The organism is Rubellimicrobium sp. CFH 75288, from assembly GCF_009904055.1.
Lineage (GTDB): Bacteria > Pseudomonadota > Alphaproteobacteria > Rhodobacterales > Rhodobacteraceae > Rubellimicrobium.
In genome coordinates this window covers 35,824-62,000 of record NZ_WYDP01000019.1, presented here as the reverse complement: position 1 = coordinate 62,000, position 26,177 = coordinate 35,824, and the positions used below count along the sequence as shown (strand labels likewise).

The following is a 26,177-nucleotide window of genomic DNA, read 5'->3' as shown; positions in this document are numbered from 1 at the left end:
CGGCAGCACGGCGGCGGCGCTCCGCCGCCCTCACCGCCTGCAGGTAGGTCCCGCGCCCGCGCCCGCCAGGGTGCCGCCGCGCAGGGCCCGTGCGCCGCCTAGTGCCACCACTGGTCGATGGCGGCGATGTCGTCGTCCGACCAGCCGAAATGATGGGCGAATTCGTGGATCGTCACATGGGCCACGAGGTCGGCGATGGTGACGTCGCCGCGCTCGGCCCATTCGTCGAGGATGGGGCGGCGGAACAGCCAGACGGTATCGGGCTTCTGCGGCACGTCCCAGTTCGACTTCTCCGTGAGGGGCACCCCGTCATAGAGACCCGTCAGGTCGAACGGGTCGCTCTCCATCTCTTCCAGCACCTCGTCGGGGGCGAAGTCGGCCACGCGGATCGCGACCTTCTGCGCCTCCTCGCGAAAGGCGGGGGGCAGGTTCGCGACGGTCTCGCGGGCGATCTCCTCGATCTCGTCGAGAGTGGGGGCAACGTGGTCCATGGCGCCCCATATGGACAAAACCGGGCGGCTGTGGAAGGGCGGTCGGACCGATCCCGGAGCCGCCATGACCACCACCCGCTTTGCTCCCTCTCCCACGGGCTTTCTGCACGTCGGCAACCTGCGCGCGGCGCTGTTCAACTATGCCATCGCGCGGCAGCGGGGCGGCACCTTCATCCTGCGGCTCGACGATACCGACCCAGACCGCTCGACCGAGGAATATGCCGAGGCCATCCGCGAGGATCTGCGCTGGCTCGGCCTCGACTGGGACCGCGAGGAGCGGCAATCGGCCCGCGGCGCGGCCTACGAGGCGGCGCTGGCGCGGCTGGCGGCCGAGGGGCGGGTCTACGAGGCCTGGGAGACCCCGGCCGAACTCGACCTCAAGCGCAAGAAGCAGCTCTCGATGGGCCGCCCCCCGGTCTATGACCGCTCCGCCCTGCGCCTGTCGGAGTCCGAGCGCGCCCGGCTGCGCGCCGAGCGGTCGCCGCACTGGCGCTTCCGCCTCGATCCCGGCCGGATCGAATGGGAGGACGGGATTCTCGGACCCGTCTCGATCGACGCCGAGAGCGTGTCGGACCCGGTGATCCGCAAGGCCGACGGGCAATGGCTCTACACCTTCGCCTCCGTGGTCGATGACGGGGAGATGGGCGTGACGGACATCGTCCGCGGCGCCGATCACGTCACCAACACCGCAACCCAGATCCAGATCCTGCGCGCGCTGGGCCATGCCGTGCCGCGCTTTGCGCATCATTCGCTGCTGACGGGGCCGGGGGGCGAGGGACTCTCCAAGCGGCTCGGCACGCTGTCGCTGCGCGACCTGCGGGCCCGGGGCGTGGAGCCGATGGCGGTCCTGTCGCTGATGGCGCGGCTCGGCTCCTCCGATCCGGTGGAGCTGCGCGGCTCGGTGGCCGAAGTGGTGGAGGGTTTCCGCCTCGGGCATTTCGGCGCCGCGCCGACCAAGTTCGACGCCGAGGATCTCTGGCCGCTCACCCGCGCCGCCATCGCGCGCAAGCCTCTGGCCGAAGCGGACCCCGTCCTGGCCGCGGCGGGCATCCCCGAGCCGCTCCGCGCCCCCTTCTGGGAGGCGCTGCGCGAGAATCTCGGCACCATGGCCGAGGTGGCGGAGTGGTGGCGCATCCTGTCGCAGGGCCATGCCGGCACCGCCGCGCCCGAGGACCGCACCTTTGTCGAGGAGGCCGCCCGCCGGCTGGGCGATCCGCCCTACGGCCCCGACACTTGGGCCGCCTGGACGGAGGCGCTGCGGGCCGAGACGGGCCGCAAGGGGCGGGCGCTGTTCCTGCCGCTGCGCCGGCTGGTGACGGGGCGCGATGCGGGGCCGGACATGGCCGCGCTGATGCCGCTCCTGCAGGTCCGGCCATCGCTCGCCTGAGCGGCCGGCCGCGGGGCGCGCCCCGTTGACCCCGGGGGGCCCGCATTGCAAGGAAGGCGCATCGGAGGCGAGGCACCCATGGGATTCTGGACCGGCGTCAAGCGCATCTTCGCCTGGTGGGACGGCCCCACGATCGGCACCAGCCTGTGGACCCGTCGCCACGGCCTGCGCGTGGGCGAGGACGAGTTCGGGCATGTCTATTACCGCACGGCCGACGACCGGCGCCGCTGGGTCGTCTACAACGGCGAGGCCGAAGCCTCGCGCGTGCCGCCCGAATGGTTCGGCTGGCTCCACCGCATGTATGACGAGCCGCCCTCCGAACGGCCCCTGCCGCGCCGGCCCTGGGAGAAGCCGCATCTGCCGAACCTGACCGGGACCGATCTGGCCTACGCGCCCCCCGGCTCCATCCGCAATCCCGTTCCGGTGGAACGGCGCGACTACGAAGCCTGGAGACCCGACTGATGCGCGAAAACCCCGTCGAGGTCGCGGCCGGCGCGGTCGTGGTGGCGGCGGCGCTCGGCTTTCTGCTCTATGCCGTTCAGGCCTCCGGCTATGCCGCCCCCGCGGGCGGCCAGCGCCTGACCGCCAGCTTCCGCTCGGTGGAAGGGATCAGCCTGGGCAGCGACGTGCGCATGGCGGGGGTCAAGATCGGCTCCGTCAGCGCCATCCGCCTCGATCCGGAGACGTTCCGGGCGCAGACGGAACTCACCCTCCTCGGCGGCCTTGCCATTCCGGAGGATTCCTCGGCCGTCGTGGCGAGCGAGGGGCTGCTCGGCGGCAGCTTCGTCGAGATCGTTCCGGGCGCCAGCTTCGAGGCCCTGCCGGACGGAGGCGAGATCGTGGACACGCAGGGCGCGGTCAGCCTGCTCAACCTCCTGCTGCAATACGTCTCGGCCGGGAGCGACGGATGACGGGGAGGATGCCGGGACCGCTCGCGCTCCTGCTGTCGGGCCTTCTGGCCGCGACGGCCGCCCCCGCCCAGGAGCGGCTGACGCTCGTGCCGCCCACGCGGACGGCCCCCGTCCAGGGGCCGGACGAGGCAACGGCGGAGCGGGTCGCGGCCGCGCCCGGCGCCGCAACGGGGGCCGCCGGCGGCGTGCTGCGGGTGCTCGACAAGATCGACGGGTCCTATGCGGATCTGGAGCTGCGGCAGGGCGAGGAGGCGCGCCTGGGCAGCCTCGTGATCGCCATGGCCGAATGCCGCCACCCGGCCGACAATCCCGCGGGCGATGCCTTCGCGCTGGTCTCGATCCACGACGCGCGCGACGGCGAGACCCTGTTCCAGGGCTGGCTGATCGCCTCGGCGCCCGCCCTGCATGCGATGGACCATCCGCGCTACGACGTCTGGGCGCTGCGCTGCCTGAGGTCGTGACCCCCTACCAGCGCGCCGGCGCCGCCGTCGCCTCCGCGAGAAGCCGCCGGTAGGTCGCCCGGTCCACCTCGACCGCCCCCAGCGAGGCGAGATGCGGCGTCAGGAACTGGGTGTCGAGCAGACGGAACCCGCCCGCCCGCAGCCTCTCCACCAGCGCGACCAGCGCCACCTTGGACGCGTCGGGCCGGCGCGAGGCCATGCTTTCCCCGAAAAAGGCCGCGCCGATGGCGACGCCGTAGCAGCCGCCGGCCAGGTCGTCTCCGTCCCACACCTCGACCGAATGGGCGTGGCCCTCCCGGTGCAGGATGCCATAGGCGCGTTCGATCGCGTGGCTGATCCAGGTCTCGGTCCGGTCGGCGCAGAGGCGGACCACGCCCTCGAAATCCGTATCGAACGTGACCCTGAAGCGCCCCCGCCGGATGGTCCGGGCCAGGCTGCGCGAGATCCGCAACCCGTCGAGCGGCAGGACGCCGCGCCGGCGCGGCTCGACCCAGAACACGTCGGGATCGTCCCGGCTCTCGGCCATGGGGAAGATGCCCGTCCGGTAGGCCCGCAGCAGCAGGTCCGGGGACAGCGCCTCTCCCCTCACGCCGGCGCCCCCCCGGCGCGGCCGGTCACGAGGCGGCCGTCATCCTCTCGCGCAGCCATCGCTCCAGCCAGTGGATGTCGTACTCGCCTGCGCGGATGGCCGGCTCCTCCAGCAGCGCCTCGAAGAGCGGCACTGTCGTGTCCACCCCGTCCACGATCAGCTCGCCCAGCGCGCGGCCCAGCCGCGCCAGCGCCTCGGGGCGGTCGCGGCCGTGCACGATCAGCTTGGCGATGAGCGAATCGTAGAAGGGCGGGATGCGGTAGCCGTCATAGAGCGCCGAATCCATCCGCACGCCGAGGCCCCCGGGCGCATGGTACTGCGTGATCCGCCCCGGCGAGGGGGCGAAATGGGGAAGCTTCTCGGCATTGATGCGCACCTCGATCGCGTGGCCGTTGATGCGCAGGTCCTCTTGGGCAAAGCTCAGCGGCAGGCCGGCCGCCACCCGGATCTGCTCGCGCACCAGGTCCACGCCCAGGATCGCCTCGGTCACCGGGTGCTCGACCTGCAGGCGCGTGTTCATCTCGATGAAGAAGAACTGCCCGTCCTCGTAGAGGAACTCGATCGTGCCCGCCCCGGAATAGCCCAGACGCGCCACCGCGTCCGCGCAGATCCGCCCGATGCGGTCGCGCTCCTCGGCGGTGATGGCGGGGCTCGGGGCCTCCTCCAGCACCTTCTGGTGGCGCCGCTGGAGCGAGCAGTCGCGCTCGCCCAGATGGACGCCCGTTCCCCGCCCGTCGCCGAAGACCTGCACCTCGATGTGGCGCGGCCGGGCCAGGTACTTCTCCAGATAGACCTCGTCGTTGCCGAAGGCCGCCTTGGCCTCGGAGCGGGCGGTGCCGAAGGCCAGCTCCAGCTCGGCCGGGTCGCGCGCCACCTTCATGCCGCGCCCGCCGCCGCCCGCGGTGGCCTTGATGATGACCGGATAGCCGATCTCCCCGGCGATCCGCCGCGCCTCGGCCAGCGAGGGCACGCCCCCCTCCGATCCGGGCACGACCGGAATCCCGAGGCTGCGCGCCGTCTCCTTGGCGGTGATCTTGTCGCCCATGATGCGGATATGCTCGGCCGAGGGGCCGATGAAGACGATGCCGTGATCCTCCACCGCCTGCACGAAGGCCGCGTTTTCCGACAGGAACCCGTAGCCCGGATGGATCGCCTGCGCCCCCGTGATCTCGCAGGCCGAGATGATGGCGGGAAAGCTCAGATAGCTCTGGGCCGAGGGCGGCGGGCCGATGCAGATCGCCTCGTCGGCCATGCGCACGTGCATGGCGTCCGAATCGGCCGTGGAATGGACGGCGACCGACCGGATGCCCATCTCGCGGCAGGCCCGCACGACGCGCAGCGCGATCTCGCCGCGATTGGCGATCAGGATCTTGTCGAACATCCGCCCGGCCTATTCGATGATCACGAGGGGGGCGCCGTATTCGACCGGGGCGCCGTCCTCGACCAGGATGCGCTTGACCGTCCCCGCATGGGGTGCGGGGATCTGGTTCATGGTCTTCATCGCCTCGATGATGAGCAGCGTGTCGCCCGTCTTGACCTGGCTGCCCACGGTGACGAAGGGCGGCGCGCCCGGCTCGGGCTGGAGATAGACCGTCCCCACCATGGGCGAGGTCACCGCGCCGGGATGCGCCGCCGGATCGGACGGGACAGGCCCCGCCGCGGCGGCGGGCGCCGGGGCCGGGGCGGCGGGCGCCGGTGCGGGCATCGCGGCAGCGGGCAGGGCCATCTGCGCCACGACCGGCGGCCCCCCGCGCGAGACGCGCACCACCAGCTTGTCGTTCTCGCCGAAGTCGCGCTTGACCTCGAGCTCGGTCAGGTCGTTGGCCCGCAGCAATTCGGCCAGCGCGCGGATGAAGCTCACGTCGCTGTCGTGCGTGTCCTTGTCGGCCATGTGGCTGCCCTTGCTTCCCTCGCTTTCGACCGTCGCCGCGGCCCCGCCCCGCGCTTCCGGCGCCCCGTGACGGCGGGCGACCGGAGCCGGTTGTCCGGCAGCTATAGGCGAAGGGCGGGCGTCTTGCAAAGCGGCCGGGGCGGCGTCCCGCGTGGCGACCCCGCTGCGGCGCCGGTGGCGCGCCGGGGCGCGCCGGCCTAGTCTCGCCGTCAGGGAGGAGCGATGGGCGACGGACCGGGACCGATGGGGGCGCGCATCCGCGAGCGCCGGCAGGAGATCGGGCTCAGGCAGGCCGAGCTCGCCCAGATGGTGGGCATCTCCCCGTCCTACCTGAACCTCATCGAGCACGGCCGGCGCCGCATCGGCGGCAAGCTGCTGCTCGATCTGGCGCGGGTTCTGCGCACCGATCCCGCGCTTCTGGCGGAGGTGGCCGACCCGGCCCGCCTCCAGGCCCTGCGCGCCGCCGCGGCCTCGGGCGAGGAGGCGGGGCTGCGTCCCGCGCCCGAGGCGTCCCGCGTCCGCGAGATGGCCGAGCGCTTTCCCGGCTGGGCCGGTCTGGTGCTGCATCAGGCGCAGCGCATCGATGCGCTGGGCCTGCGCGTCACCGAACTGGCCGCGCGGCTCAGCCACGACCGCGATCTCGCCGCCGCGCTCCACCGTGTCCTGTCGGGTGTGACCTCCATCCGCGCGGCGTCGGGCATCCTGGCGGACGATCCCGATCTCGACCGCGACTGGCGCGACCGGTTTCTGGCCAACATCCGCGGCGACAGCGAGGCGCTGGCCGAGGCGAGCCGCGCCCTCATGCGCTATCTCGAGGCGCCCGAGCGCAGCGTGCCGGCCGCGCTGTCTCCGCCCGACGAGGCGGAACTGTGGCTCGATGCACGCGATCATCTTCTGCCGGAGATCGAGACCGGCGAGCCCGTGGCGGGGCCGCTGCCGGAGGGACCTGCGGGCGAGGCGCTCAGGCGCTGGCTCGCGCTCTGCGCCGAGGATGCCGCCGCCCTGCCGCTCGGCCCCTTCGGACAGGCCGCCCTCGAGGAGGAGCACGACCCCGTGCGCCTGGCGCGCCGGACCGGCCGGCCGCTCGTCCAGGTGATGCGGCGTCTGGTCGCGCTGCCGCCGACGGGCGGCCATCCCCGCTTCGCGCTCGCCATCGCCGATGCGAGCGGAACGCTCCTGCACCGCCGTCGGATCGAGGGCTTCGCCCTGCCGCGCGAGGCGGCCTGCCCGTTCTGGCCGCTGTTCGAGGCGCTCGCCCAGCCCGGCCGCCCGGTTCGTGCCCTGGCCGAGATGCCGGAGGCCGAGGGGGCGCGGTTTCTCTGCCATGCCGTGGCCGAATACCGGATGCCGGCCGCGCCCGACGAGACGCCCTGCCTCGAGACGGTGATGGTCGCCTGTCCCGCGCCGGGGACGCCGCCGGCGACGGCCGCCGTCCCGCTCAGGCCCGTCGGACCCGGCTGCCGGCTCTGCCTGCGCGAGCGCTGCCCCGGCCGCCGCGAGCCGTCCATTCTCCGCTAGGGACCGGCGCACCCTTGCCTTGTCCGGGGTCCGCCCCGATACTCCCCCGAGCGGCAGCTTGGGAGGAGCGTCGTGGCCCGCCGCGTCCTGCTCGTGGAGGACGAGCCCAGCATCGTCGAGGCGGTGAGCTTCATCCTGACGCGCGCCGGATGGACCGTCCACGCGCATGCCGACGGGGCCACCGCGCTGGACCGGGCGCGGGCCGGGGCGCCCGAACTCGTGGTGCTCGACGCCATGCTGCCGGGGCGGTCGGGCTTCGACGTGCTGCGCGACCTCCGGGCGGACCCGGTCACGGCGGCCATTCCCGTGCTCATGCTGACCGCCCGCGGCCAGGAGCGCGACCGCGACCTGGCGCTGCGCCTCGGCGCGACCGGCTTCATGACCAAGCCCTTTGCGAATGCCGAACTCGTGGCCGAGGTGCGCCGCCTCGCCGGGGGATGAGATGGCCCGCCAGCCCCGCCCGCCCTTTCTCGACCGTCGCCGCTACCGCATCGAACGCATCCGCGACGCCGCCCGCCTCCTGCCCGCCCTCGGGCTGGCGCTGCTTCTGGTGCCGCTCGCCTGGGGCGCTCCGGGCGAGCCGGGCGCACCCGGCAACGCCGCGGCCCTCCTTTACCTGTTCGGCCTCTGGGCGGTGCTGATCGCGCTCGCGGCGCTGCTGTCGCGGCTGCTGCGGTCGGGCGCCGACGGGGACGAGCCGTGACGCTGGGCTTCGAGACGCTGGTCGCCGCCTCGCTCGCCTATGTGGCGCTCCTGTTCGCCGTCGCCTTTCTGGCCGAGCGGCGCCAGCGCGAGGGTCGCGGCGCCTGGCTGCGCTCGCCCTGGGTCTACACGCTGTCGCTGTCCATCTACTGCACCGCCTGGACCTTCTACGGCGCCGTGGGCTACGCCGCGCGCTCGGGACTCGAGTTCCTGACCATCTATCTCGGCCCCTCGCTCGTGATGGTCGGCTGGTGGTGGACGCTGCGCAAGCTCGTGCGGATCGGCCGCACCCAGCGGGTGACCTCCATCGCCGACCTGATCTCCTCGCGCTTCGGCAAGTCCGCTCCCCTCGGGGCGCTCGTCACCGCCATCGCGGTCGCCGGCATCACGCCCTATATCGCGCTCCAGCTCCAGTCGATCAGCCTGTCCTTTGCCGCCATCGCCGACCGCGGCGAGAACGGCCTCGTCGCGGGCGACCTGCGCCTCGTCGCCTTCTGGACGGCCGTGGGCCTTGCGGCCTTCACCGTCCTGTTCGGCACGCGCAACCTCGACCCGTCCGAGCGCCACCACGGCATCGTCATCGCCATCGCCGTCGAGGCGGTCGTCAAGCTCGTGGCGCTTCTCGCCGTGGGGGCCTTCGTGGTGTGGGGTCTCGCCGGCGGCGTGGCCGAGACGCTCGCCCGGATCGAGAACGCTCCGGTGCCCATGTGGACGGGCGAACGCGGCCGCTGGGCGGGCCTCATCTTCCTGTCCGCCGCGGCCTTTCTGACCCTGCCGCGCATGTTCCAGGTCATGGTCGTCGAGAACGACGACGAACGCCACCTCGCCGTCGCGGGCTGGGCCTTTCCCCTTTATGTCTTCCTGATGAGCCTGTTCGTGGTGCCCATCGCCGTGGTCGGGCTCGAGCGGCTGCCGGCCGGGTCCAACCCGGACCTGTTCGTGCTGACGCTGCCCCTGGCGGAGGGACAGGAGGGGCTGTCGCTGCTCAGCTTCCTCGGCGGGCTGTCCTCGGCCACCTCCATGGTCATCGTGGCGACCATCGCGCTGGCCACGATGATCTCCAACCACATCGTCGCCCCCCTCTGGCTGCGCGCCCGCCCCGCCGAACAGACCGCCGGCGAGCTGCGCCGCGTGGTCCTGATCGCGCGGCGGCTCTCGGTCGCGGGCGTGCTCGCGCTCGGCTATCTGTACTTCCGGCTGACGGGGGCGGGGACGGCCCTCTCGGCCATCGGCCTGATCGCCTTTGCCGGGGTCGCCCAGATCCTGCCCGCGATGGTCGGGGGCGTGATCTGGCGCGGCGCGACCGCACGCGGCGCGGCGGCAGGGCTCGCCGCCGGCGCGACCCTGTGGGCCTGGACGCTGTTCCTGCCCTCCTTCGGCGTCCTGCCCGCCTCTGTGATGGCCGAGGGCGCCTTCGGCCTGTCCTGGCTGCGGCCCCGGGCCCTGTTCGGCATCGAGGGGCTGGACCCGCTCCTGCACAGCGTGATGTGGTCGCTCCTCGTCAATGCGGGGCTGTTCGTCCTCGTCTCGCTGGTCACCTTCCCCACCCCCCTCGAACGGCTCCAGGGCGAGAGCTTCGTCAACGTGTTCGACCGCGGCCCCGCTCCGCGCGCGCTGGGGCGCGCCGCCGCCGAACCGGAGGCGCTTCTGGTCTTCGCCTCCCGCCTGCTGGGCCGCGACGCGGCACTCGACCTCTTCCGCGAGGAGGCCGAACGGCAGGGCAAGTCGGGCCACCTGCCCGACACCACGCCCGTGTTCCTCGCCCGGCTCGAGCGCGAACTGGCCGGATCGGTCGGAGCCGCGGCCGCCCATGCGATGGTCGGCGGACTGGCCAAGGGCAGCGAGGTCAGCGTGGACGACCTCATGGCCGTTGCGGGCGAGGCGCAGCAGATCATCGAATATTCCGCCCGGCTCGAGCAGAAGTCGGCCGAGGCCGAGCGCACCGCGCGCGCGCTGCGCGAGGCCAATGCCAAGCTCACCCGCCTCGCCGCCCAGAAGGACGCCTTCCTGAGCCGCATCAGCCACGAGCTGCGCACCCCGATGACCGCGATCCGGTCCTTTTCGGCCATCCTGCGCGAGGAGGATCTGCGCCCCGACGAACGCCGCCGCTTTGCCGGGATCGTCGAGGCCGAGGCCCAGCGCCTGACGCGGCTGCTCGACGACCTCCTGGACCTGTCGGTGCTCAAGGAGGGCCGGCTCAGCCTCGACCGGCGCGAGGGCTATCTCTCGGATGTCATCGACCGGGCGCTGGCGGCCGCGGGCGTGCTGCCCGGATCGGGCCTGCGGGTGATCCGCGACCCCTCCTCCGAGATCGTGCCGGTCGTCACCGATCTCGACCGCCTCGCGCAGGTCTTCATCAACATCGTCTCCAACGCCCGCAAGTACTGCGACGCGCCCTCGCCGGAGCTGCGCATCGCCGTGCGGCGGCGCGCGGGCGAGGTCATCGTGGACTTCGTGGACAACGGGCGCGGCATCCCGGCCGAGGAGCGCGAACTCGTCTTCGAATCCTTCACCCGCCTCGGCGGCAGCTGGCGCGAAGGACCGGACGGCGCCGGACTCGGTCTGGCCATCTGCCGCGAGGTCATGGCCCGGCTGGGCGGGTCCATCGCCTATCTGCCCGGTCAGGGCGGAGCCGCCTTCCGAGTCGTCCTGCCGGCCGGCCTGGCCCGGGCGGCCGAATGAGCGCGCCCGTTAACCCGATCTTAACGCCTTGTCGGTAAGCAGGACTCAGGCAGGCGCGAATCGGCCGGGGGTGGACGATGGAGGCGGGGCAGGGGACGGGGCTGCGCCGGCTGCTGCGCTCCGGGGGCCTTCGCGCGGACGCGCAGGGGAGCACGCGCAGCCTGCGGCTTGCGGTGGTGCGGGCCGCCGAACAGGGGGCCGGACTGCGCCTGACCGTCCTCGGCCTGCGGCAGGAGGAGGCGCCGCTCGACGACCTTCTGGCCGATCTCGGGGACGACCTGCTGATCGTGCTGCTGCGGCAGGGCAGCGACCCGGCGGGTCTGGCCGCCCTCGATGCCGGTCTGCGCGATGCCCTGATCGAGGCGCAGCTCGCCGGGACGCCCTCGCCCCTTTCCCCCGATCCGCGGCCCTCCACCGGCACCGATGCCGCGCTGGCCGCGCCCTTCCTCGCGGCGCTTCTGGCCGGGTTCGAGGCGGTCTCCGACAGGGCGGCATCCGGTCCGGCTCCCCGTCCGGCCGAACGGCTCGGCTCGGCCCGCGATGCGGCCCTCGTCCTGACCGACGGCGCCTATCGGGCGGTGCGGATGACCCTCGATCTGGGCCCCAAGGGGCGCGAGGGCGGTCTGACCCTGCTCCGGCCCGCCCCTGAGCGACGCCCCGTCGCGGCGTCCCCCGGACCGCCCGCGCTTCTGGAGGCCGAGGCCCGCCTCGACGTGATCCTTGCGCGCATTCCGGTGGAGCTTTCCGCGCTCGAGGGCTGGGAGGCAGGGATGGTCGTGCCGCTGCCGGGGGCGGATGCGGCCTCGGTCCGGCTGGTTGCACCGGACGGCACGGATTGCGCGACGGCGCGCCTCGGTCAGGCGGGTGGGCGCCGTGCCGTCCGGCTCGACGGCCCGCCCGCCGGGGGCGCCGGGCCCGCGTCCCTGCCGCAGCCCTGAACCCCCTCGGCCTTCCGTCAGCCGCCGGTCTCCAGGCGCGGCCGCAGCGCCGCGAGGTCGTAGCCCGCCCGCCCCGTCGCCGCCAGGATGGCATCGGCCGGCATCCGGCCCGCCTGACCCAGCGCCCACAGGATCGCCGACCGCGTGCCCGAGGCGCAGTAGGCGAGGGTGGGACCCGCCTCCATCGCTTCGGCCTGCCGCGCGATCCGCGCCGCATCCACCGTCGCATGGGTGACGGGGTTCTCCACGAAGCGCAGCCCCGCGGCCTCGGCGGCCTGCCGGATCGCCTGCGCCCCGAGGCCGGGCGGCACTTCCGCATCCGGCCTGTTGCAGATCACGGTGCGGAACCCCGCCTCCGCCACGGCCGGAAGATCCTCCGGCGCGATCTGGGGAGAGACGGCATAGTCGGCGGACAGTCGGCGGATCTCCATGCGGCACGCTTACCGCAGCGTCCGCTGTCCGTCCAGCGAGGGGATTTATCCCCAGCCCGTTCCGGCCCATCCTCTCCGCCGGGAGGGCAGCCATGACCGAACGCTCCGGCCACGACAGCGCCATGCCCGGCGTGGAGCTTCGCCGCGGCGAGGGGATCGCCCTGATCGTGCTGCGCGCCCCGCCGGTCAACGCCCTCTGCCGCAGGACCCTCGGCGCCGTGCTGGCCTGTCTCGATGCGGCGCTTGGCGACCGCTCTGTCCGCGCGGTGGTGCTCGCGGCCGACGGGCGTCATTTCAGCGCCGGCGCCGATCTGCGGGAGGAGGGGACCGGTGGACCGACTGCGGCCGATGCGGTCGCAGACCGCCTCGAGTCGGCCGACCGGCCGGTGATCGCGGCCCTGCAGGGGCCGGCCCTCGGCACGGGCGCGGGCCTCGCCCTGGCGGCCCACTGGCGCCTTGCGGCGCCCGGCGCCTCGCTGGCCTGGCCCGACCTGGCGCTGCGGCGCGTCCCCGAGGCGGGGGCGACCCAGCGTCTGCCGCGCCTCATCGGCGCGGCCGCCGCCCTCGACCTGCTCCTCGGGGGTCAGGCCCTCGCAGCCCCCGAGGCGCTCCGCCTCGGCCTCGTGGACGGGATTCCGACCGGATGCGTCCGCCGGGCGGCCTGCGATCTGGCGCGGACGCTGGTGGCGCGCGGCCTCGGCCCGCGGCCGGCCCACCTCCGCCGCGACCGGCTGGACCCCGCCGCCCATCTGGCGGCCGTGGCCGGCGCCCGCCGGCACGTCGCGGACCCGGCCGGGCTGGCCATCGCCGATTGCGTCGAGGCGGCGCTGCTCCTGCCCTGGCGGCAGGGTCTCGACTACGAGCGGGCCCGGCGCGAGGAGATGGCGGCGCGCCCCGAGGCGCAGGCCCTGCGCCGCATCTTCCTCGCCGAGCGCCAGGCGCCGCCGGCGCTCGTGGTCCGGGCGGGGGGCGTGCGACGGCTGACCCCCGCCGGCGAGGCGCTGGCCGACCGGCTGGCCACCGCGCTCGGGCAGGCCGCGGGCGCACTGGCGCGGCTGGGCCATCCGCGCAGCCGGATCGACGCGGCGCTGGTGGACTGGGGAATGCCGTCGGGACCCTTCGGCGGCGAGACGGGCGGCGCCGGACCCGCCGGCCTGCCGCTCCGCCGCCGGCTCCTCGCGGCGCTCGTGGCCGAGGGGGCCCGCCTTCTGGCCGAGGGGGCGGTGGACGACCCGGCCACCGTGGACGCGCTGGCGGTGATCGGTCTCGGGGTGCCGGCGCTCTCGGGCGGTCCCTTCGGCGCCGCCGCGCTCGAACGCCCCGACATCCTGCTGCGGGACATGGAAGCCTGGGCGGCGGACGACCCGGTCTGGTCCGCACCGCCCCTGCTGCGCGAGATGGCGGCCTCCGGCTTCGGGGCGGGGCTGCGCCCGGCGGCCTAGCTCAGGATCACGCCGACCGCCACGCAGATCAGGCCCAGAAACGAGAGAAACAGGGCGGCGAGATTGACGGGCAGCAGCCCGGCCATGCGCGCCCGGAGCGCGGCGTCGTCGAGACCGGACCGCTTGGCCCGCAGCACCGCCAGCCCGCTCCAGACGATCCCCGCCAGCCCCGCCAGCGCCAGCGCCGTTCCGATCCAGATCAGCGCCGCCATGCGCCGCCCTCCGTTCCGTCTGTGCCCCGGCCGCCTAGCCCGGTCCGGGACCCCGCGCAAGGGCGGCCGCCGAGGGTTGCGGGAATCGCCGCCGCCCGCCTACAGCTTGGCCCGAGCAGCCGTTCAAGAAAGGGAAAGCCCATGCCTGCCCATCTGTCCGTGGTGGAGACCGATCCCCTCCCCGGCGACGAGATCCGCGCCTTCATCGAGCGCTACGAGGCCCTGGAGGCGCAGAAGAAGGATCTCCAGGACGAGATGAAGGAGGTCATGGCCGAGGCCAAGGGTCGCGGCTACGACACGCGCGTGCTGCGCAAGATCATCGCCATCCGCAAGCGCGACAAGGACGACCTCGCCGAGGAGGAGGCGATCCTCGACCTCTACAAGCAGGCCCTCGGCATGTAGCGGCGCGGACGGACCTCAGGGCTGGAGGAAGGTGACGCCCGGCATTGCCGCGATCCGTGCGACATCCGCCTCGTAGGCTTCGGTGACGGCGGCAAAGGTCGTCGCCGTCCAGCCCGGCAGGTCCGCCTCGTCCCAGGTCTCGGCCGCGATGGCGTACTTGTCGAGAAACGCGCCCACGACCCGGCGCTCCTGCTCGGCCGTCTGCCCGGGATGGAGGCTCATGTAGGAGCGGAACCGTTCGAGCCCGTCGGGGCTCATGATGGCTTCGAGCAGGTCGTGTCGGCCCGAGAGCGGCGCGCCCTCCCCGAGTCCGGCCAGTCCGAGCAGGATGTCGGGCCACAGGAGCGCCGCATCCTCGTTGCACCAGACGCGCAGCCCCATCTCGGGTGCGCTCCGGCGGATCGCCTCGATCACCGGGAACCAGCGGATCCGCTCCGGCCCGACGCCCGCGAACCAGCCCTCGATGTCGCGCGACTTGGCCTGTGCCCAGACGGCCGGAACCAGTCCCGCCGGATTGCGCAGCGCGAGGTTCAGCTCGATCCGGTCGCCGGGAAAGAGGCGGCGCAGCGCCTCCAGGCGGGCAGCGGTCGTGCCGTAGAAGGCCCCCCCGTCGAAAAGCCGGGCGGGCAGCGCCAGAAAGGTGGAGTTCGACAGCACCACGCGCCGCGTCTCGCGCCCGTCGAGGATCGCATCCATCAGGACCTCGCGCGTGCCCGGCGCACCCCGGCCCTGCATCTCGGCCGCTACCGCCTCGCGCAGGATGCTGCGGTAGCGCCCTGGGCCGGGCACCGCGACACCGGCCTCCGCCAGACGGTCCACGTCCCGCAGGAGCGACTTGAGCAGCCTGTCTCCGTCCGTGCAATTGGCGCCGATGTGAAAGGCGATCTCCATGCGGCGCGCTCCCCTGTCCTGCCGGGGAGGTGTTACAGCCGCGCCGCCCGGCAGGAAAGGCAGTCGGCTGCCGCCCCTTGTAGGCCGGGAGGCTGGAATGCTACGCTGCTCCCGGGCCCCTATAGCTCAGCTGGTAGAGCGCTGGTTTTGTAAACCAGATGTCGGCGGTTCGATCCCGTCTGGGGGCACCATCCGTCACGCCGCGACCGGCCACCTGCGCATGCAATCGAGCGTGTGCTCGAAGGAGCGGATCCCCGCATCCGACCCCAGCCCCGTCGCCACGAGTCCCGCGGCCGCCTGGGCGAAGCGGACGGTCGTCTCCGGGTCCATCCGGTGGTGCAGCGCCGCGATGAAGCCCGCATCGAAGGCGTCGCCGCATCCGGTCGTGTCCACCACGTCGACGCGAAAGGCGGGCACCCGCAGCCGGGTGCCGTCCCGGTGCGCGTAGAAGGCTCCCTCCCCGCCCAGCGTCAGGACCACGCAGCCCGCCCCCCGGTCGAGGAAGAAGCGCGCGCAATCCTCGGGGCCGCGCCGGCCCGACATCACCTCGGCCTCCTCGATCGAGGGCATGAAGTAGTCGATGAAGGGCAGAAGCGGCTCGACTAGGGGCAGCGTCCCTTCATGCGCGGCGATCAGGTCGAAGGTGGTCGTCCGCCCCCGCGCCTTGGCCGCCTCGAGCAGGCGGCGGCTCGGCTCCCCGTCGAGGCGCGCCAGAAGGCCCGTGCCGCCCAGATGGACGATGGGCGCGGCGAGCGCGCGCTCGAGCAGGTCGGGTCCCACCTCGAAATGGTCCGAGGCGCCGCGCACATGCAGCGCCGGCCGCTCGCCGTTGGGCCGGACGTTGAGGATCGTGGCCGAGGTGGGCACGCCCGGCACGCGCGTCATGCCCGAGACGTCGATCCCGTGCCGCTCCAGCCGGTCGAGCACGAAATCGGCCTTCTCGTCCTCGCCCACCGCCCCCACCGCGAGGCAGCGCAGCCCCAGCTTGGCCGCGTCCACCACCGTCCCTCCGGCGGTCCCGGCCACGGTCAGGCGGATCTCCTCGATGAACTCCACGCGCCCGCCCTCGGGGATGCGCTCCACGGGGCGGCCCAGCACGTCGAGGATGAACAGGCCGATGATGGAGGCGTCTGGCGCGGCGGCGTCGGTCATGAAGGGGCTCCGTGTTCGAGGGCGCGGCCCTCGGGGTCGAACAGCACGACGCGGTCGGGCGGCACCGAGAAGCGCACGGGGGCGCCGGGCGGGGGAGCCTCGGCGGCGGCGCACTTGATGCGCAGGGTCTCGCCGCCGTGGCGCACGGTCAGCAGCCGCCGCCCGCCGATGCCGATGACCCGGTCCGTCACGACCCCCTCGGCCCGGCCCGCCCCGACCGTGATCCATTCGGGCCGCACCCCCAGCGTCAGCGCGCCCGCCTGCACCCCCGCAGGCAGCGGGATCGGCGCGGACAGGATGTCGGCCTCGACCCGGCCGTCGCGGCAGGCGACGGGCAGGTAGTTCATCCCCGGATTGCCGAGAAACCAGCCTGCAAAGCGCGTGCGCGGCGCGGCATAGAGGGCGCGCGGCGCGTCCTGCTGGACGATTCGGCCCGCCTCCATCAGCGCGATGGAATCGGCCAGGGTCATCGCCTCGGTCTGGTCGTGGGTGACATAGACGATGGTCTGGCGCAGCCGGCTCGTCACCGACTTGATCGCCCGGATGAGCTGGAGCTTCGAGTCGACCTCGATGTTGGTGGTCGGCTCGTCGAACAGGACGACCTCGGCATGGCGGGCCACCGCGCGGCCCACGGCGACCTTCTGGCGCAGGCCGGTATTCAGCTCGTCGATCAGCGCGTCGCGAAGGGCCCGCATGTCGAGCACGTCGAGCATCTCGTCCACCCGCCGCGCGCGCTCGTCGGCCGACAGGCGGCGGTCGTGGCGCAGGGGCTCCTCGATGTTCTCGGCGACCGACAGGGTCGGGTACATGACAGGGTACTGGAACACCATGCCCACGTCGCGCGCCCGCGGCGGCAGGCCCGCCACGTCGCGCCCCCCGATCAGGATGCGCCCCTCGCTCGGCGTCTCGAGGCCCGCGATCATGCGCATCAGCGTGGTCTTTCCGCAGCCCGAGGGCCCGAGAAGGCACGTCACCTCGCCCGAGGCGAAGCGGGTGTCGAGGTGGTCCACCGCGACCTGCGCGCCAAAGCGCTTGGTCACGCCCTCGAGCACGATGTCCACCATCAGGCCGCCTCCCGCCCCCGCGCCCGGCCCAGCGCCAGGCCCGTGGCGCGGTCGAACAGCATCAGGTCCGCCGGATCGACCCCGAAGCGGAAGGTGGTGCCGATCGCCGGCGCCCCCTCCTCGGCCAGCCGCACCAGAGTCAGGGCCTCGCCCGCGCAGTCGAGATAGACCACGAGTTCCGCGCCCAGATCCTCGACCAGGGTGACGACCCCCTCGCCCGCCACGCCGCGGCCCGGCGGGCCCGCGGCCTCGGGGCGCAGGCCGACCAGCACCTCGCCGTCCGGTCCCCCGGCGGCAAAGCGCAGCGGCCCCGCCTCCACCACCCCCTCGCGCCGGCGGCCGGCCAGCAGGTTGGCGCGCGGAAAGCCCACCAGACGCAGGGCTGCCTCGGCCGCGGGCTCGGCATAGACCTCCTCCACGGGGCCCGCCTGCACGAGGCGCCCCCCCTCGAGCACCGCCAGCCGCTGCGCCATGGTCAGCGTCTCGAGCGGGTCGGAGGCGGCATAGAGAAAGGTCGCCCCCAGTTCCGCGCCCAGCGTCTTGAGGTCGGCCATCAGCCGTTCGCGCAGCTTGTAGTCGAGGCCCACGAGCGGATCGTCGAGCACGAAGACCCGCGCCTCGCGCGAGAGGCCCCGCGCCACCGCCACGCGCTGCTTCTCGCCGCCCGAGAGCGTGTCGGGCGTCTTGTCGAGCAGGTGGCCGATCGACAGCAATTCGGCCACGCGGGCGACCTGCTCGCGGATGCGCGCGGCCGGCGCGCGGGCCAGCCGCAGCGGATAGGCGATGTTGTCGCGGACGCTCAGATGCGGATAGAGCGCGAAGCTCTGGGGCACGTAGCCCACGGGGCGGCGGGCGGGCGGCATGTCGGTCACGTCCTGCCCATCGATCAGCACCCGTCCCGCATCGGGCGTCTCGAGCCCCACGAGGAGGCGCAGCAGCACCGACTTGCCGCAGCCCGGCGGGCCGCACAGCACGGTGAACATCCGGTCCGGCGCGGTCAGCGACACCCGGTCGAGCGCAAGGGTCGCGCCGTAGCGGCGGCAGACGCCGTCGAAGACCACCTCGGCCATCGCTAGCGCCCCAGCCCGCTGAGGAACGGCGTGAGCAGGATGCCGATCCCGAACACCGCCGCCACGATCCCGAGGATGAGCCCGATGAGGGCGAGGCTCCGCCCCGTCGAGGCGTCCTTGGGCAGGTTGCCCACCGCGATCTGCAGCAGCGTCGCCGCCACGAGCAGGATCAGCCCCGCCCGGAACACCCGGATGTCCCAGGGCTGGGCGATCAGCAGGATCGCCAGCAGCAGCGCCGCGATCAGCACCCGCTCGGCGCGTTCGGGAAAGGACAGGCGGCGCATCACACCTCGCCCCTGACGGTGCCGAAGGTCATGCCGACGAGCAGGTATTTCTGGAAGGCGTAGATGGCGAGCACCGGGGGCACCAGATAGATCGTGGTCAGCGCGGCGATAAAGGTCCAGTTGAGGCCGCCGTCCGAATAGGTCCCGACCGCGAGCGCGTAGGGGATGTTCTGCGTCCGCACGCCCCCGATCACGAAGTTGAACAGGAATTCGTTCCAGACGAAGATCAGGTTGAAGATGAAGGCCGCGATCAGCCCCGGCTTCACCTGCGGCAGCACCACCCGAAAGATCACATGCGCCCAAGAGCCGCCGTTCACGCGCCCCGTCTCGTCGTAGCGGATCGACACCCCGTCGAGGAAGCCCTTGAGGATCCAGACCGAGAAGGGGATGGAGAACATGGCGTAGAACAGCACCAGCGCCACGTGGCTGTCCTTCCAGCCGAAGGCCGCGTACATCAGGAAGATGGGCAGGATCACCGCCGGCCCCGGCAGCATCCGCACCGACAGAAGCAGGAACATCAGGAAGTTGGTGCCGCGCGGCTTGAAGCGCGAGAAGGCATAGGCCGCGAGGAACGACACCGCGACCGCGATCACGACCGAGGTGACCGACAGCACGATCGAGTTCAGGAACTGCGTCGTGAAGGAGGTGTTGCGGTTGAACAGGTCCACGAAGTTCTGCAGCGTCGGCGTGAAGATCAGCTTGGGCGGCGTGGCCAGGATGTCCTCGCGCGTCTTGAAGGCCGACAGGATGATCCAGGCCACCGGCGCGAACCACAGGAGCGCGACCGCCCAGAGCAGCGTGTGATAGAGGCTGCGTCTCCAGCTCATCCCCGCCTCCGCCGCAGGTTCAGCACGAAGATGAAGATCGACGTCATGGCGATGGAGACGAGCAGCAGATAGACCGCGTAGGCCGACGAGAAGCCCATGTTGAAGCTCTCGAAGGCCTGCTTGTTCAGCTCGACCGCCACGAGGCGCGTCTGCTGGCCGGGCCCTCCCTTGGTCATGGGGATGATGAGGTCCAGCGTCTTGAAGCTGTCGATGGTGCGCAGGAGGATGCCCAGCATCAGGATGAACTTGCCGTGGTGCAGGATCACCAGCGTGAAGCGCTTGCGGAAGGGCAGCCGGTCGATCTCCGCCGCTTCCAGCTCGGCCCTGGGGACCGATCCGAGGGCAGCCAGCGTCATCAGGATCATGAACGGCGTCCACATCCAGCAATCGACCGCGAGCACCGCCCAGAAGGCCGTGCGCGGGTTGCCGAGAAAGTCCACCATCGGCAGGCCGAGCCCGAGGAGGATCTGGTTCAGCGCGCCGAAGTTCGGATCATAGATGAAGCGGAAGAAGGTCCCCGTCGCCACCGGCGTGAGCACCATGGGCGCAAAGAGCAGCGTCAGCGCCAGCCGGCGCCCCGGCATCGTGCGCGACCCCCAGAACAGGAGTCCCAGCCCTACCCCCAGCAGCGTCTGGATCGTCACCCCCACCCCCACGAAGGTGAAAGTCCGCTGCAGGTCCCCCCAGAAGTTGTTCCGCCCCATCCAGAGCTGGACGTAGTTGCGGAACCCCACGAATTCGGGCGGCTGCCCGCTGGTGAGCGAGAAGCTGTGAAACGACAGCCCCAGCAGCCACAGGAGCGGGATGGTGTTGAACACCACGAAGAACGCCAGCACCGGCGCGAGCAGCACGAAGACGAGGCCGCGATGGCTGTCCGCGCGGCGGCGCGGCGGTGGCAGGGCGGCGGTGTCGGCAAGGGCGGCCATGGATCGCACCGTCTGGACAGGAAGCCCCGCGGGCGGACCCGCGGGGCAGAAGCGTCACAGGCTCGTGCCGTAGCACATGGACGGCACCTCGGGGGCGTCGCCCACATCGGCCAGGATCTGCTGCTGGGCGCAGGCGATGTAGTCGAGAACGCCCATCGCGTCGTCGCTCTGGCCCGTCATGAAGGCCGAGAAGCCCTCCTGCTGGACGGCCAGCATCTCGGCGTATTTGGGATGGTGCCAGAAGTCGCGCGACCGCCCCTCGGTCAGCATGTACTTGTAGGCGCGGTTCCACGGGTTGATGGCGTCGAAGCCCGGATCGTTGAGCGTCGCCGCATCGGCCGGGTTGCCGCCGCGCCGCGCGAATTCGAGCGCGGTCTCGGGCTTGTACCACCACTTGAGGAAGTCGATCGCCACCCGCATGTGCGCGTCGTCGTTGTAGGCGTTGAGCACCCAGGGCTGGCCGCCCATCGTGTAGACGCGCCGCGCGGCTTCGCCCTCGCCGTGCTTGGGCGGCGGCGCGACCAGCACCTTGCCCTCGAGTTCCGGGGTGATCATGGACAGGCCCACCGCCGCCCACTGGAAGCTCGAGAAGACGCGGCCCTGCGTGAACACGTCGATGATCTCGGCAATACCGAAATTGGTCGCGCCGGGCGGCTGGTAGCGCAGCCAGTCGCGCATCTGCTCCATGGCGCGGGCGTTGATGTCGCTGTTGAGGATGCCCACGACCTCGCCCGTCTCCGGGTTCCAGATGTCGCCGCCTTGCGACCACATGAACGGGTAGAGGTAGCAGGACACGAAGTCGTAGACCCGGCTGTACTGCATGGCCGTGCCGTACAGGTTCTGGTCGGGCCGGTTGAAATGGGCCGCGACCTTCTCGAATTCGGCCATGGTGAGGTTCTCGTAATCTTCGAAGGTGCGCGGCAGCGGCATCCCGTGCGCGGCCTGGAAGGCCTCCTGCTCGGCGGGATCGTCCAACATGTCCTGGCGCAGGAAGAGCGCGATCGTGTCGCCCTCCTGCGGCAGGCCCCAGAGCTGGTCGGACCCGTCGGGGTAGCGCATGTAGGTGTCCACCACGATGTCCGAATACCACTCGATGTCGAGTTCGGGGTTCTGCGCGATGATGTCGTTGAGCTGGACGATCCAGCCCGGCTGCGCGAGCGCCCCCAGCCACTGGCTGTCCGAGATGATGATGTTGTATTCCTGGCTGCGCGTGGCCAGCGAGGTGGCCGCCTTCTGGAACAGGTCGGCGAAGGGCGCCTCGGCGAAGGTGAAGCTCACGTCGTAGCCGTACTGCTCCTTGGCATAGTCGGCAAAGAGCGGCGACATCTGCACCCCCAGCGAGGAGGGCAGCCAGCCCGCGATCCCGAGGATGCTCATCTGGATCGACTGTCCGGCCAGCGGATGGGCCTCCTGCGCCTGGAGGCGGTTGACGAAGGGCGCCCCCAGCGTGGCGGCGCCGAAGGCCGCCGCGCCCTGCAGCAGGCGGCGGCGGGGCAAAACGAGGCCGGGCTTCGCCGGCCGGATGATCGAGCGCGTCAAGGCGTGGTCCTCCCTGAAGATCCCAGACTGTCCGGCCGCTGGGCGCCGGGGCCCGCCCCTTGTGCCGGGGCCGTGACCTCAGGGAAGGCTTCCGCACGAAGGCCGCGCCTGTCAAGATGTTTATCGCACAAAGTGTTGACCAAAAAGGGAAAAAGCACATGCCAAAGGCCCCCGCGCCCGGCGGGTGCCCCTGATCCCTCGCCCGCACGGCCCTAGCCGGCGGCGTCCAGCGCCGCGCGCATGCGCGCGATCTCCTCGCCGATCCGCTCGCCGGCGCGCAGCAGGCTGCCGCCGAGCAGATAGACCACGTCGTCGCCGTACATCGCGCGCATCTCGCCCGCGCGATCCACGCTCATCCCCCCGCCGGGCGAGGGCAGGATGGGCTGCCCCGGCCCCTCCGGGTCGCGGCAGGCCGCGGCGATGCTCCGGCATTCCTCCGCGGTGAAGCCGAACCGCCCGCCCACGTTCGGAAAGACCGAGATGTCGGCGCCCGACAGCCGCTGGAGCGTGCCGTAGATGACGCCGTGGTCCATTCCTCCCGCGGGATCGGTGACAAAGCCCCCCGTGAGGCTCGGATGCGCCATGACGGGCAGGGCCAGCCGGTCGTCCCGCGCGATCCGCGCGCTCAACGCGAAGCTCATCAGCCCCGGCATGACCAGAAGCCCGGTGGCGCCCGCCGCCTTGGCAAAGGCGATGTTGTCCTCGATCCGCTCCCAGGGCCCGGGCAGGGTGGCGAAGTAGAGCGGCCGCCGGCCCGTCTCGGCCTCCGCCCGGTCGAGCGCGGCCGAGATCGCCTCCACCCGCGCGCGGAAAGGGGCGCTGGGCAGGTCGCCCAGGCCGTGATCCTCCTTGACGATGTCCGCACCCCCGAGCGCGCAGCGCCAGGCGATCTCGGCCAGCGCCCCGGGGTCCAGGCCCTGCGGCTTGAGCACCGGGGCGATCAGTCCGCCCCGCAGGCGACCGGTCAGGCGCCGCACCCCCTCGATGCCGAAGCGCGCGCCCGGATGGCGCGCCCGCAGCGTCTCGCCCGGCTCCACGGCCAGGACGCGGATGCCCCGCTGCATGGAGGAATTGCCGAACACCACGTTCAGGAGCTGCGCGATGTCGTCGCCGCAGGAATCGGGGTGATAGGAGATGACGGCGCGCCAGGCCCCCTCCCCGTCGGGCCCCATTTCCTCGATGCGCCCCACGATCTCGTCGCGGATGCGACCCGGCGGCACCACGTCGGGCGGCACCTCCACGGTCTGCTCGTAGGCGATGCCCTCCGCGCGGGCGCGTGCCTCGGCCTCGCCCCCGGCGCGGATACGGTAGGTGACGCGCAGCCGGCTCACAGCGCCTCCGCCTTGACGGCGGAATGGACCGCCTCGATCCGAACCGCCTCGAGCGCCTCCTCGCCGATGCCCGTCCGCTCGCCCGTCAGCTCCTCGACCGCCCGCACGAGCGCCAGCGCGTCGAGTCCGTAATGGCGCATGAGATAGGGACGCGAGCCGCCATGGGCGTAGGTGTCGCGCAGCCCCAGCCGCCTGAGCCGCCGCGCCAGCCCTGCCTCGGCCAGGGCCTCGGCCACCTGGCTGCCGATCCCGCCCGCGATCAGGTGGTTCTCGAGCGTGACGACGCCGCGGCGCACGCTGGCGGCGTGCTCGACGATGCGGGCGGCGTCGAAGGGCTTGTGCGTGGTCAGGTGCAGATGCCGCACCGAGACGCCGGCCCGGCCGAGCGCGGCGCGCGCGCGCAGCGCCTCCTCCGTGGTGATGCCGGCCGTGACCACCAGCACGTCCGACCCCTCCGAGAGTTCCCGCACGAGGCCCACCCGCAGCGGCGTGTCGAACAGGCGCGGCACCGCGCCCCGCAGCACCCGGCAATAGACCGGCCCGTCGACCGAATCGGCCGCCTCGACCAGGCTCTCGACCTCCGTGGCGTCGCCGGCCTCGAGCACGGTCATGTTGGGCAGCGTGCGCATCACGGCGACGTCCTCGATCGCCTGATGGGTCATCCCCCCCGGTGTCGTCACCCCCGGCAGGAAGCCCATCAGCCGCACCCGCCGGCGCGGATAGGCGACCGAGGCCACGAGCTGGTCATAGGGCCGCCGGTAGAGGAACACCCCGAACGAATGGAGGAACGGACGAAACCCCGCCATCCCGAGGCCGCCCGCGAAGCTCATCATGTTCTGCTCGGCCATTCCGAGACTCAGGAACCGCTCGGGGTGGCGGTCTCGGAACCCGTCGATCTCGCACGAGGAGGTGAGGTCCGCCGACAGGCAGAGCACGTCGTCGTGGCGCAGCGCGTACTCCTCGAAGGCGCGCGCATAGGGGCGGTTGACGATCTCGGCCATGTCAGTGCGCCTCCTCCAGCGGGACGGGCGGGATGCCCAGCTCGGCCGCGATCGCCTCGTTCATCTCGCGCCGCTCCTCCTCGGACTTGAAGCGGACGTAGTGGAGGCGCGGGAAGCGGCGGCGCAGGAACTCCATCCCCTGCGTGGGCGAGGAATGGGCGAGCACGATCAGCGGCCGGCCCGGATGGGGCGTGGCCGCCGCCTCGCGCAGCGCATCGAGGTCATGCGCGTCGCATTCCGCGACCACCGCCCCGAAGGCGCGGAACTTCTCGGCGATGTCGCGCACCTCCATCACGTCGTCCATCGCCCCGTCGCATTGCTGGCGGTTGACGTCCATCAGCGCCCAGAGGTTGTCGATCCGGTGGTGGGCGGCGGCCTGCACGGCCTCCCAGGTCTGGCCCTCCTGCACCTCTCCGTCGGACATGAAGACGCAGACGCGCCCCGTCTCGCCGCGCCGTGCCCGCCCCCAGGCCAGCCCCGCGGCGGTGGACAGGCCGATGCCCAGCGTGCCGTTGTGCACCTCCATGCCGGGGCTGTGCTCGGCCCCGATCATCTCGACCGAGGAGCCGTCCTTGTTGAACATCTCGAGGCCCTCGGGTGCCATCCGCCCCACCTCGATCAGGCAGGCATAGGCGACCAGCGCATAATGGGCGGGCGCGATGAACAGGCGGTCGTATTCGGGCGCAAAGGGGCCGTTGTAGCCCGCACCCGTCTGGTAGTCCGGGTTGTCGGCCGAGGGCACGCCGGCAAAGGGCGGCGGGATCAGGGGCCGGGTGGACGGACCCAGATGCAGCGCCTCGTTGTAGAGAAAGGCCAGCTGCTCGGCGGCCGAGCAGGCCTGGCTCAGATAGCCCCCGTTGTTGCGCATGGAGTGCTCGAACACCCGGCGCCGAATGCCGTGCGCGACCTCCTCGGTGGTGCGTTCGTTTCTCATGGCGGCTCCTGGGGACGGCCGGGGGGCAGCGGCGCCGCCCCCCGGGGACGATCAGTCCTGCGGCGCGGAGGGCAGCGGCATCCAGTCGGGCGCGGCCACGTCGGCATGGGCGAAGGCGGGAATGCGCGCGCTCAGCTCCTCCATGCTCGAGATGTTCTCCTCGTTGAGCTGCGCCTGCGTGATCAGGCTCGGCGGCACGATCACCTGACGGCCCGGGTCCTCGCCCGCCATCAGCATGGCGAGGGCGCGGACCGACACTTCGCCCACAACGGCCGGGTTGGTCGCCGCCGTGGCCTTCCAGGCCGAGCCGGGTTCGCGCATGGCGCCGATGTCGGCGGTGGAGATGTCGGCCGAGTAGATCGAGACCCGGTCGCTCATCCCCGCCTCGTCCACGGCGATCTTCACGCCGCGCGCGAACTCGTTGTAGGGGGCAAAGACGACCTGGACGTTGGGATTCGCGGACAGGACCGCGCGAGCCTGGTTGGCCACCGAATTGGCGATCGGGTTGTCGAGCGTGCCGAACTGCGCGACCTCCTGGATGCCCGGATAGCGCTCCTTGAACTCGACCCAGACCTCGTTGCGCCGGTCGAGCGGCGCGATGCCCGGAACATAGACATAGGCCGCGACCCATTCCTCGCCGTTGTCCTCGACCGCCTGCTCGAGCACGAGGCGCGCGAGGTCGCGGTCGGACTGTTCGATCTGCGGGATCTGCTCGTTCTCCACGTCCACGTCGAAGGCCACGACCGGGATGCCCGCGTCCAGCGCGCGCTGCGCCGCCTCGCGCATGGACTCGGTCAGGCCGTGCTGGATGATGATGCCGTCCACCCCGAGCGCGATCGCCTGGTCCACCATGTCGGCCTGCACGGCCGCGTCCTGGCGGCTGTCGAAGACCCGCAGGCTCACGCCCAGAGCATCGGCCTGCCGCTGGACGCCCGCCAGATAGGCTTGGAAGAAGTCCCCGGTCGAGAGATAGCGCACCAGCGCGATCTCGACCTCGCCGGGATTGTCGAACGGCGCAGGCCGGTCCTGCGCCAGGGCGGGCAGGGCGGCCGAGGCCAGAAGCGCCGCAGCGACGCGGCCGAGGGTCCGTCTGGTGATCAT

29 protein-coding genes and 1 tRNA gene are annotated in these 26,177 nt (G+C 72.2%); 12 read left to right on the top strand and 18 right to left on the bottom strand.

Features of this window, described 5'->3' with window-relative positions:
• Nucleotides 1-98 precede the first annotated feature (98 nt).
• Nucleotides 99-491 (bottom strand): metallopeptidase family protein, encoded by a 393-nt coding sequence (locus tag GT358_RS13740; protein WP_166583202.1) that lies wholly within the window; start codon nt 489-491, stop codon nt 99-101.
• Nucleotides 492-555: 64 nt separating this feature from the next.
• Here GT358_RS13740 and gltX point away from each other — a divergent pair, with 64 nt between their 5' ends.
• The 4 genes from gltX to GT358_RS13720 all read left to right on the top strand — a co-directional run bounded on the left by gltX (nt 556) and on the right by GT358_RS13720 (nt 3,250).
• On the top strand, nt 556-1,878 hold the full coding sequence (gene gltX / locus GT358_RS13735) for a glutamate--tRNA ligase (protein WP_166583201.1): 1,323 nt from the start codon (nt 556-558) through the stop codon (nt 1,876-1,878).
• A 78-nt stretch (nt 1,879-1,956) separates the two neighbouring features.
• Nucleotides 1,957-2,340, top strand: a complete 384-nt coding sequence (locus GT358_RS13730; protein WP_166583200.1) for an NADH:ubiquinone oxidoreductase subunit NDUFA12 — start codon at nt 1,957-1,959, stop codon at nt 2,338-2,340.
• Nucleotides 2,340-2,789, top strand: coding sequence for an outer membrane lipid asymmetry maintenance protein MlaD (gene mlaD, locus GT358_RS13725; RefSeq protein WP_166583199.1), 450 nt, complete (start codon nt 2,340-2,342; stop codon nt 2,787-2,789). Before GT358_RS13730 ends, mlaD begins: the two co-directional genes overlap by 1 nt.
• Nucleotides 2,790-2,797: 8 nt before the next feature.
• A complete protein-coding gene (locus tag GT358_RS13720; RefSeq protein WP_166583198.1) occupies nt 2,798-3,250 on the top strand; it encodes a DUF2155 domain-containing protein in 453 nt (150 codons plus the stop codon).
• 4 nt (nt 3,251-3,254) lie between these two features.
• On the opposite strand, the gene aat is transcribed toward GT358_RS13720, so the two are convergent.
• The 3 genes from aat to accB are packed head-to-tail and all read right to left on the bottom strand — an operon-like array spanning nt 3,255 to nt 5,730.
• On the bottom strand, nt 3,255-3,839 hold the full coding sequence (aat, locus tag GT358_RS13715; RefSeq protein WP_166583197.1) for a leucyl/phenylalanyl-tRNA--protein transferase: 585 nt from the start codon (nt 3,837-3,839) through the stop codon (nt 3,255-3,257).
• Between the two features lie 25 nt (nt 3,840-3,864).
• A complete protein-coding gene (accC, locus tag GT358_RS13710) occupies nt 3,865-5,220 on the bottom strand; it encodes an acetyl-CoA carboxylase biotin carboxylase subunit (RefSeq protein WP_166583196.1) in 1,356 nt (451 codons plus the stop codon).
• A gap of 9 nt (nt 5,221-5,229) precedes the next feature.
• Nucleotides 5,230-5,730 carry an acetyl-CoA carboxylase biotin carboxyl carrier protein gene (gene accB, locus GT358_RS13705; RefSeq protein ID WP_166583195.1) on the bottom strand — a complete coding sequence of 167 codons (501 nt, stop codon included), beginning with the start codon at nt 5,728-5,730 and terminating at the stop codon, nt 5,230-5,232.
• 222 nt (nt 5,731-5,952) lie between these two features.
• On the opposite strand from accB, the gene GT358_RS13700 reads away from it, so the two are divergent.
• The 5 genes from GT358_RS13700 to GT358_RS13680 all read left to right on the top strand — a co-directional run bounded on the left by GT358_RS13700 (nt 5,953) and on the right by GT358_RS13680 (nt 11,570).
• Complete coding sequence (locus GT358_RS13700) at nt 5,953-7,248, top strand: XRE family transcriptional regulator (protein WP_243730894.1); 1,296 nt, start codon at nt 5,953-5,955, stop codon at nt 7,246-7,248.
• Between the two features lie 72 nt (nt 7,249-7,320).
• Nucleotides 7,321-7,689 (top strand): response regulator, encoded by a 369-nt coding sequence (locus GT358_RS13695; protein WP_166583194.1) that lies wholly within the window; start codon nt 7,321-7,323, stop codon nt 7,687-7,689.
• 1 nt (nt 7,690) lies between these two features.
• The gene (locus tag GT358_RS13690; RefSeq protein WP_166583193.1) at nt 7,691-7,951 is read left to right on the top strand and encodes a hypothetical protein; all 261 of its coding nucleotides are present in this window, start codon (nt 7,691-7,693) and stop codon (nt 7,949-7,951) included.
• 2 nt (nt 7,952-7,953) lie between these two features.
• The gene (locus GT358_RS13685) at nt 7,954-10,632 is read left to right on the top strand and encodes an ATP-binding protein (RefSeq protein WP_166583221.1); all 2,679 of its coding nucleotides are present in this window, start codon (nt 7,954-7,956) and stop codon (nt 10,630-10,632) included.
• 77 nt (nt 10,633-10,709) lie between these two features.
• Nucleotides 10,710-11,570: a FliM/FliN family flagellar motor switch protein gene (locus GT358_RS13680; RefSeq protein ID WP_166583192.1), complete on the top strand. Its 861-nt coding sequence runs from the start codon at nt 10,710-10,712 to the stop codon at nt 11,568-11,570.
• Between the two features lie 17 nt (nt 11,571-11,587).
• Here GT358_RS13680 and GT358_RS13675 read toward each other — a convergent pair whose 3' ends face one another.
• Entirely contained in the window at nt 11,588-12,001 is a 414-nt protein-coding gene (locus GT358_RS13675; RefSeq protein WP_166583191.1) for a TIGR01244 family sulfur transferase, read from the bottom strand.
• Between the two features lie 92 nt (nt 12,002-12,093).
• On the opposite strand from GT358_RS13675, the gene GT358_RS13670 reads away from it, so the two are divergent.
• Entirely contained in the window at nt 12,094-13,443 is a 1,350-nt protein-coding gene (locus GT358_RS13670) for an enoyl-CoA hydratase-related protein (RefSeq protein WP_166583190.1), read from the top strand.
• Here GT358_RS13670 and GT358_RS13665 read toward each other — a convergent pair.
• Nucleotides 13,440-13,655 (bottom strand): hypothetical protein, encoded by a 216-nt coding sequence (locus tag GT358_RS13665; protein WP_166583189.1) that lies wholly within the window; start codon nt 13,653-13,655, stop codon nt 13,440-13,442. The two genes, GT358_RS13670 and GT358_RS13665, sit on opposite strands and share 4 nt — an antisense overlap.
• A gap of 141 nt (nt 13,656-13,796) precedes the next feature.
• Here GT358_RS13665 and GT358_RS13660 point away from each other — a divergent pair, with 141 nt between their 5' ends.
• The gene (locus tag GT358_RS13660; RefSeq protein WP_166583188.1) at nt 13,797-14,057 is read left to right on the top strand and encodes a DUF2312 domain-containing protein; all 261 of its coding nucleotides are present in this window, start codon (nt 13,797-13,799) and stop codon (nt 14,055-14,057) included.
• Between the two features lie 15 nt (nt 14,058-14,072).
• Here the strand turns inward: GT358_RS13660 and GT358_RS13655 are convergent, their stop codons facing one another.
• Nucleotides 14,073-14,948 carry a hypothetical protein gene (locus GT358_RS13655; RefSeq protein ID WP_166583187.1) on the bottom strand — a complete coding sequence of 292 codons (876 nt, stop codon included), beginning with the start codon at nt 14,946-14,948 and terminating at the stop codon, nt 14,073-14,075.
• Between the two features lie 115 nt (nt 14,949-15,063).
• On the opposite strand from GT358_RS13655, the gene GT358_RS13650 reads away from it, so the two are divergent.
• Nucleotides 15,064-15,139, top strand: a tRNA-Thr gene (locus GT358_RS13650).
• 4 nt (nt 15,140-15,143) lie between these two features.
• On the opposite strand, the gene GT358_RS13645 is transcribed toward GT358_RS13650, so the two are convergent.
• The 11 genes from GT358_RS13645 to GT358_RS13595 form a co-directional block, all read right to left on the bottom strand.
• A complete protein-coding gene (locus tag GT358_RS13645; RefSeq protein ID WP_166583186.1) occupies nt 15,144-16,100 on the bottom strand; it encodes a carbohydrate kinase family protein in 957 nt (318 codons plus the stop codon).
• A complete protein-coding gene (locus tag GT358_RS13640) occupies nt 16,097-17,164 on the bottom strand; it encodes an ABC transporter ATP-binding protein (RefSeq protein ID WP_166583185.1) in 1,068 nt (355 codons plus the stop codon). The genes GT358_RS13645 and GT358_RS13640 overlap by 4 nt, the downstream gene beginning before the upstream one ends.
• On the bottom strand, nt 17,164-18,234 hold the full coding sequence (locus GT358_RS13635) for an ABC transporter ATP-binding protein (RefSeq protein WP_166583184.1): 1,071 nt from the start codon (nt 18,232-18,234) through the stop codon (nt 17,164-17,166). Before GT358_RS13635 ends, GT358_RS13640 begins: the two co-directional genes overlap by 1 nt.
• A 2-nt stretch (nt 18,235-18,236) precedes the next feature.
• Nucleotides 18,237-18,518 (bottom strand): hypothetical protein, encoded by a 282-nt coding sequence (locus GT358_RS13630; protein WP_166583183.1) that lies wholly within the window; start codon nt 18,516-18,518, stop codon nt 18,237-18,239.
• Nucleotides 18,518-19,345, bottom strand: a complete 828-nt coding sequence (locus tag GT358_RS13625; protein WP_166583182.1) for a carbohydrate ABC transporter permease — start codon at nt 19,343-19,345, stop codon at nt 18,518-18,520. The genes GT358_RS13630 and GT358_RS13625 overlap by 1 nt, the downstream gene beginning before the upstream one ends.
• The gene (locus GT358_RS13620; RefSeq protein WP_166583181.1) at nt 19,342-20,271 is read right to left on the bottom strand and encodes a carbohydrate ABC transporter permease; all 930 of its coding nucleotides are present in this window, start codon (nt 20,269-20,271) and stop codon (nt 19,342-19,344) included. Before GT358_RS13620 ends, GT358_RS13625 begins: the two co-directional genes overlap by 4 nt.
• 54 nt (nt 20,272-20,325) lie before the next feature.
• Nucleotides 20,326-21,810: an extracellular solute-binding protein gene (locus GT358_RS13615; protein ID WP_243730893.1), complete on the bottom strand. Its 1,485-nt coding sequence runs from the start codon at nt 21,808-21,810 to the stop codon at nt 20,326-20,328.
• 212 nt (nt 21,811-22,022) lie between these two features.
• The gene (locus GT358_RS13610) at nt 22,023-23,141 is read right to left on the bottom strand and encodes a RuBisCO large subunit C-terminal-like domain-containing protein (RefSeq protein WP_166583180.1); all 1,119 of its coding nucleotides are present in this window, start codon (nt 23,139-23,141) and stop codon (nt 22,023-22,025) included.
• Nucleotides 23,138-24,142: a transketolase family protein gene (locus tag GT358_RS13605; RefSeq protein ID WP_166583179.1), complete on the bottom strand. Its 1,005-nt coding sequence runs from the start codon at nt 24,140-24,142 to the stop codon at nt 23,138-23,140. The genes GT358_RS13610 and GT358_RS13605 overlap by 4 nt, the downstream gene beginning before the upstream one ends.
• A 1-nt stretch (nt 24,143) precedes the next feature.
• On the bottom strand, nt 24,144-25,076 hold the full coding sequence (locus GT358_RS13600) for a transketolase (protein ID WP_166583178.1): 933 nt from the start codon (nt 25,074-25,076) through the stop codon (nt 24,144-24,146).
• Nucleotides 25,077-25,127: 51 nt separating this feature from the next.
• Nucleotides 25,128-26,177 carry a substrate-binding domain-containing protein gene (locus tag GT358_RS13595; RefSeq protein ID WP_166583177.1) on the bottom strand — a complete coding sequence of 350 codons (1,050 nt, stop codon included), beginning with the start codon at nt 26,175-26,177 and terminating at the stop codon, nt 25,128-25,130.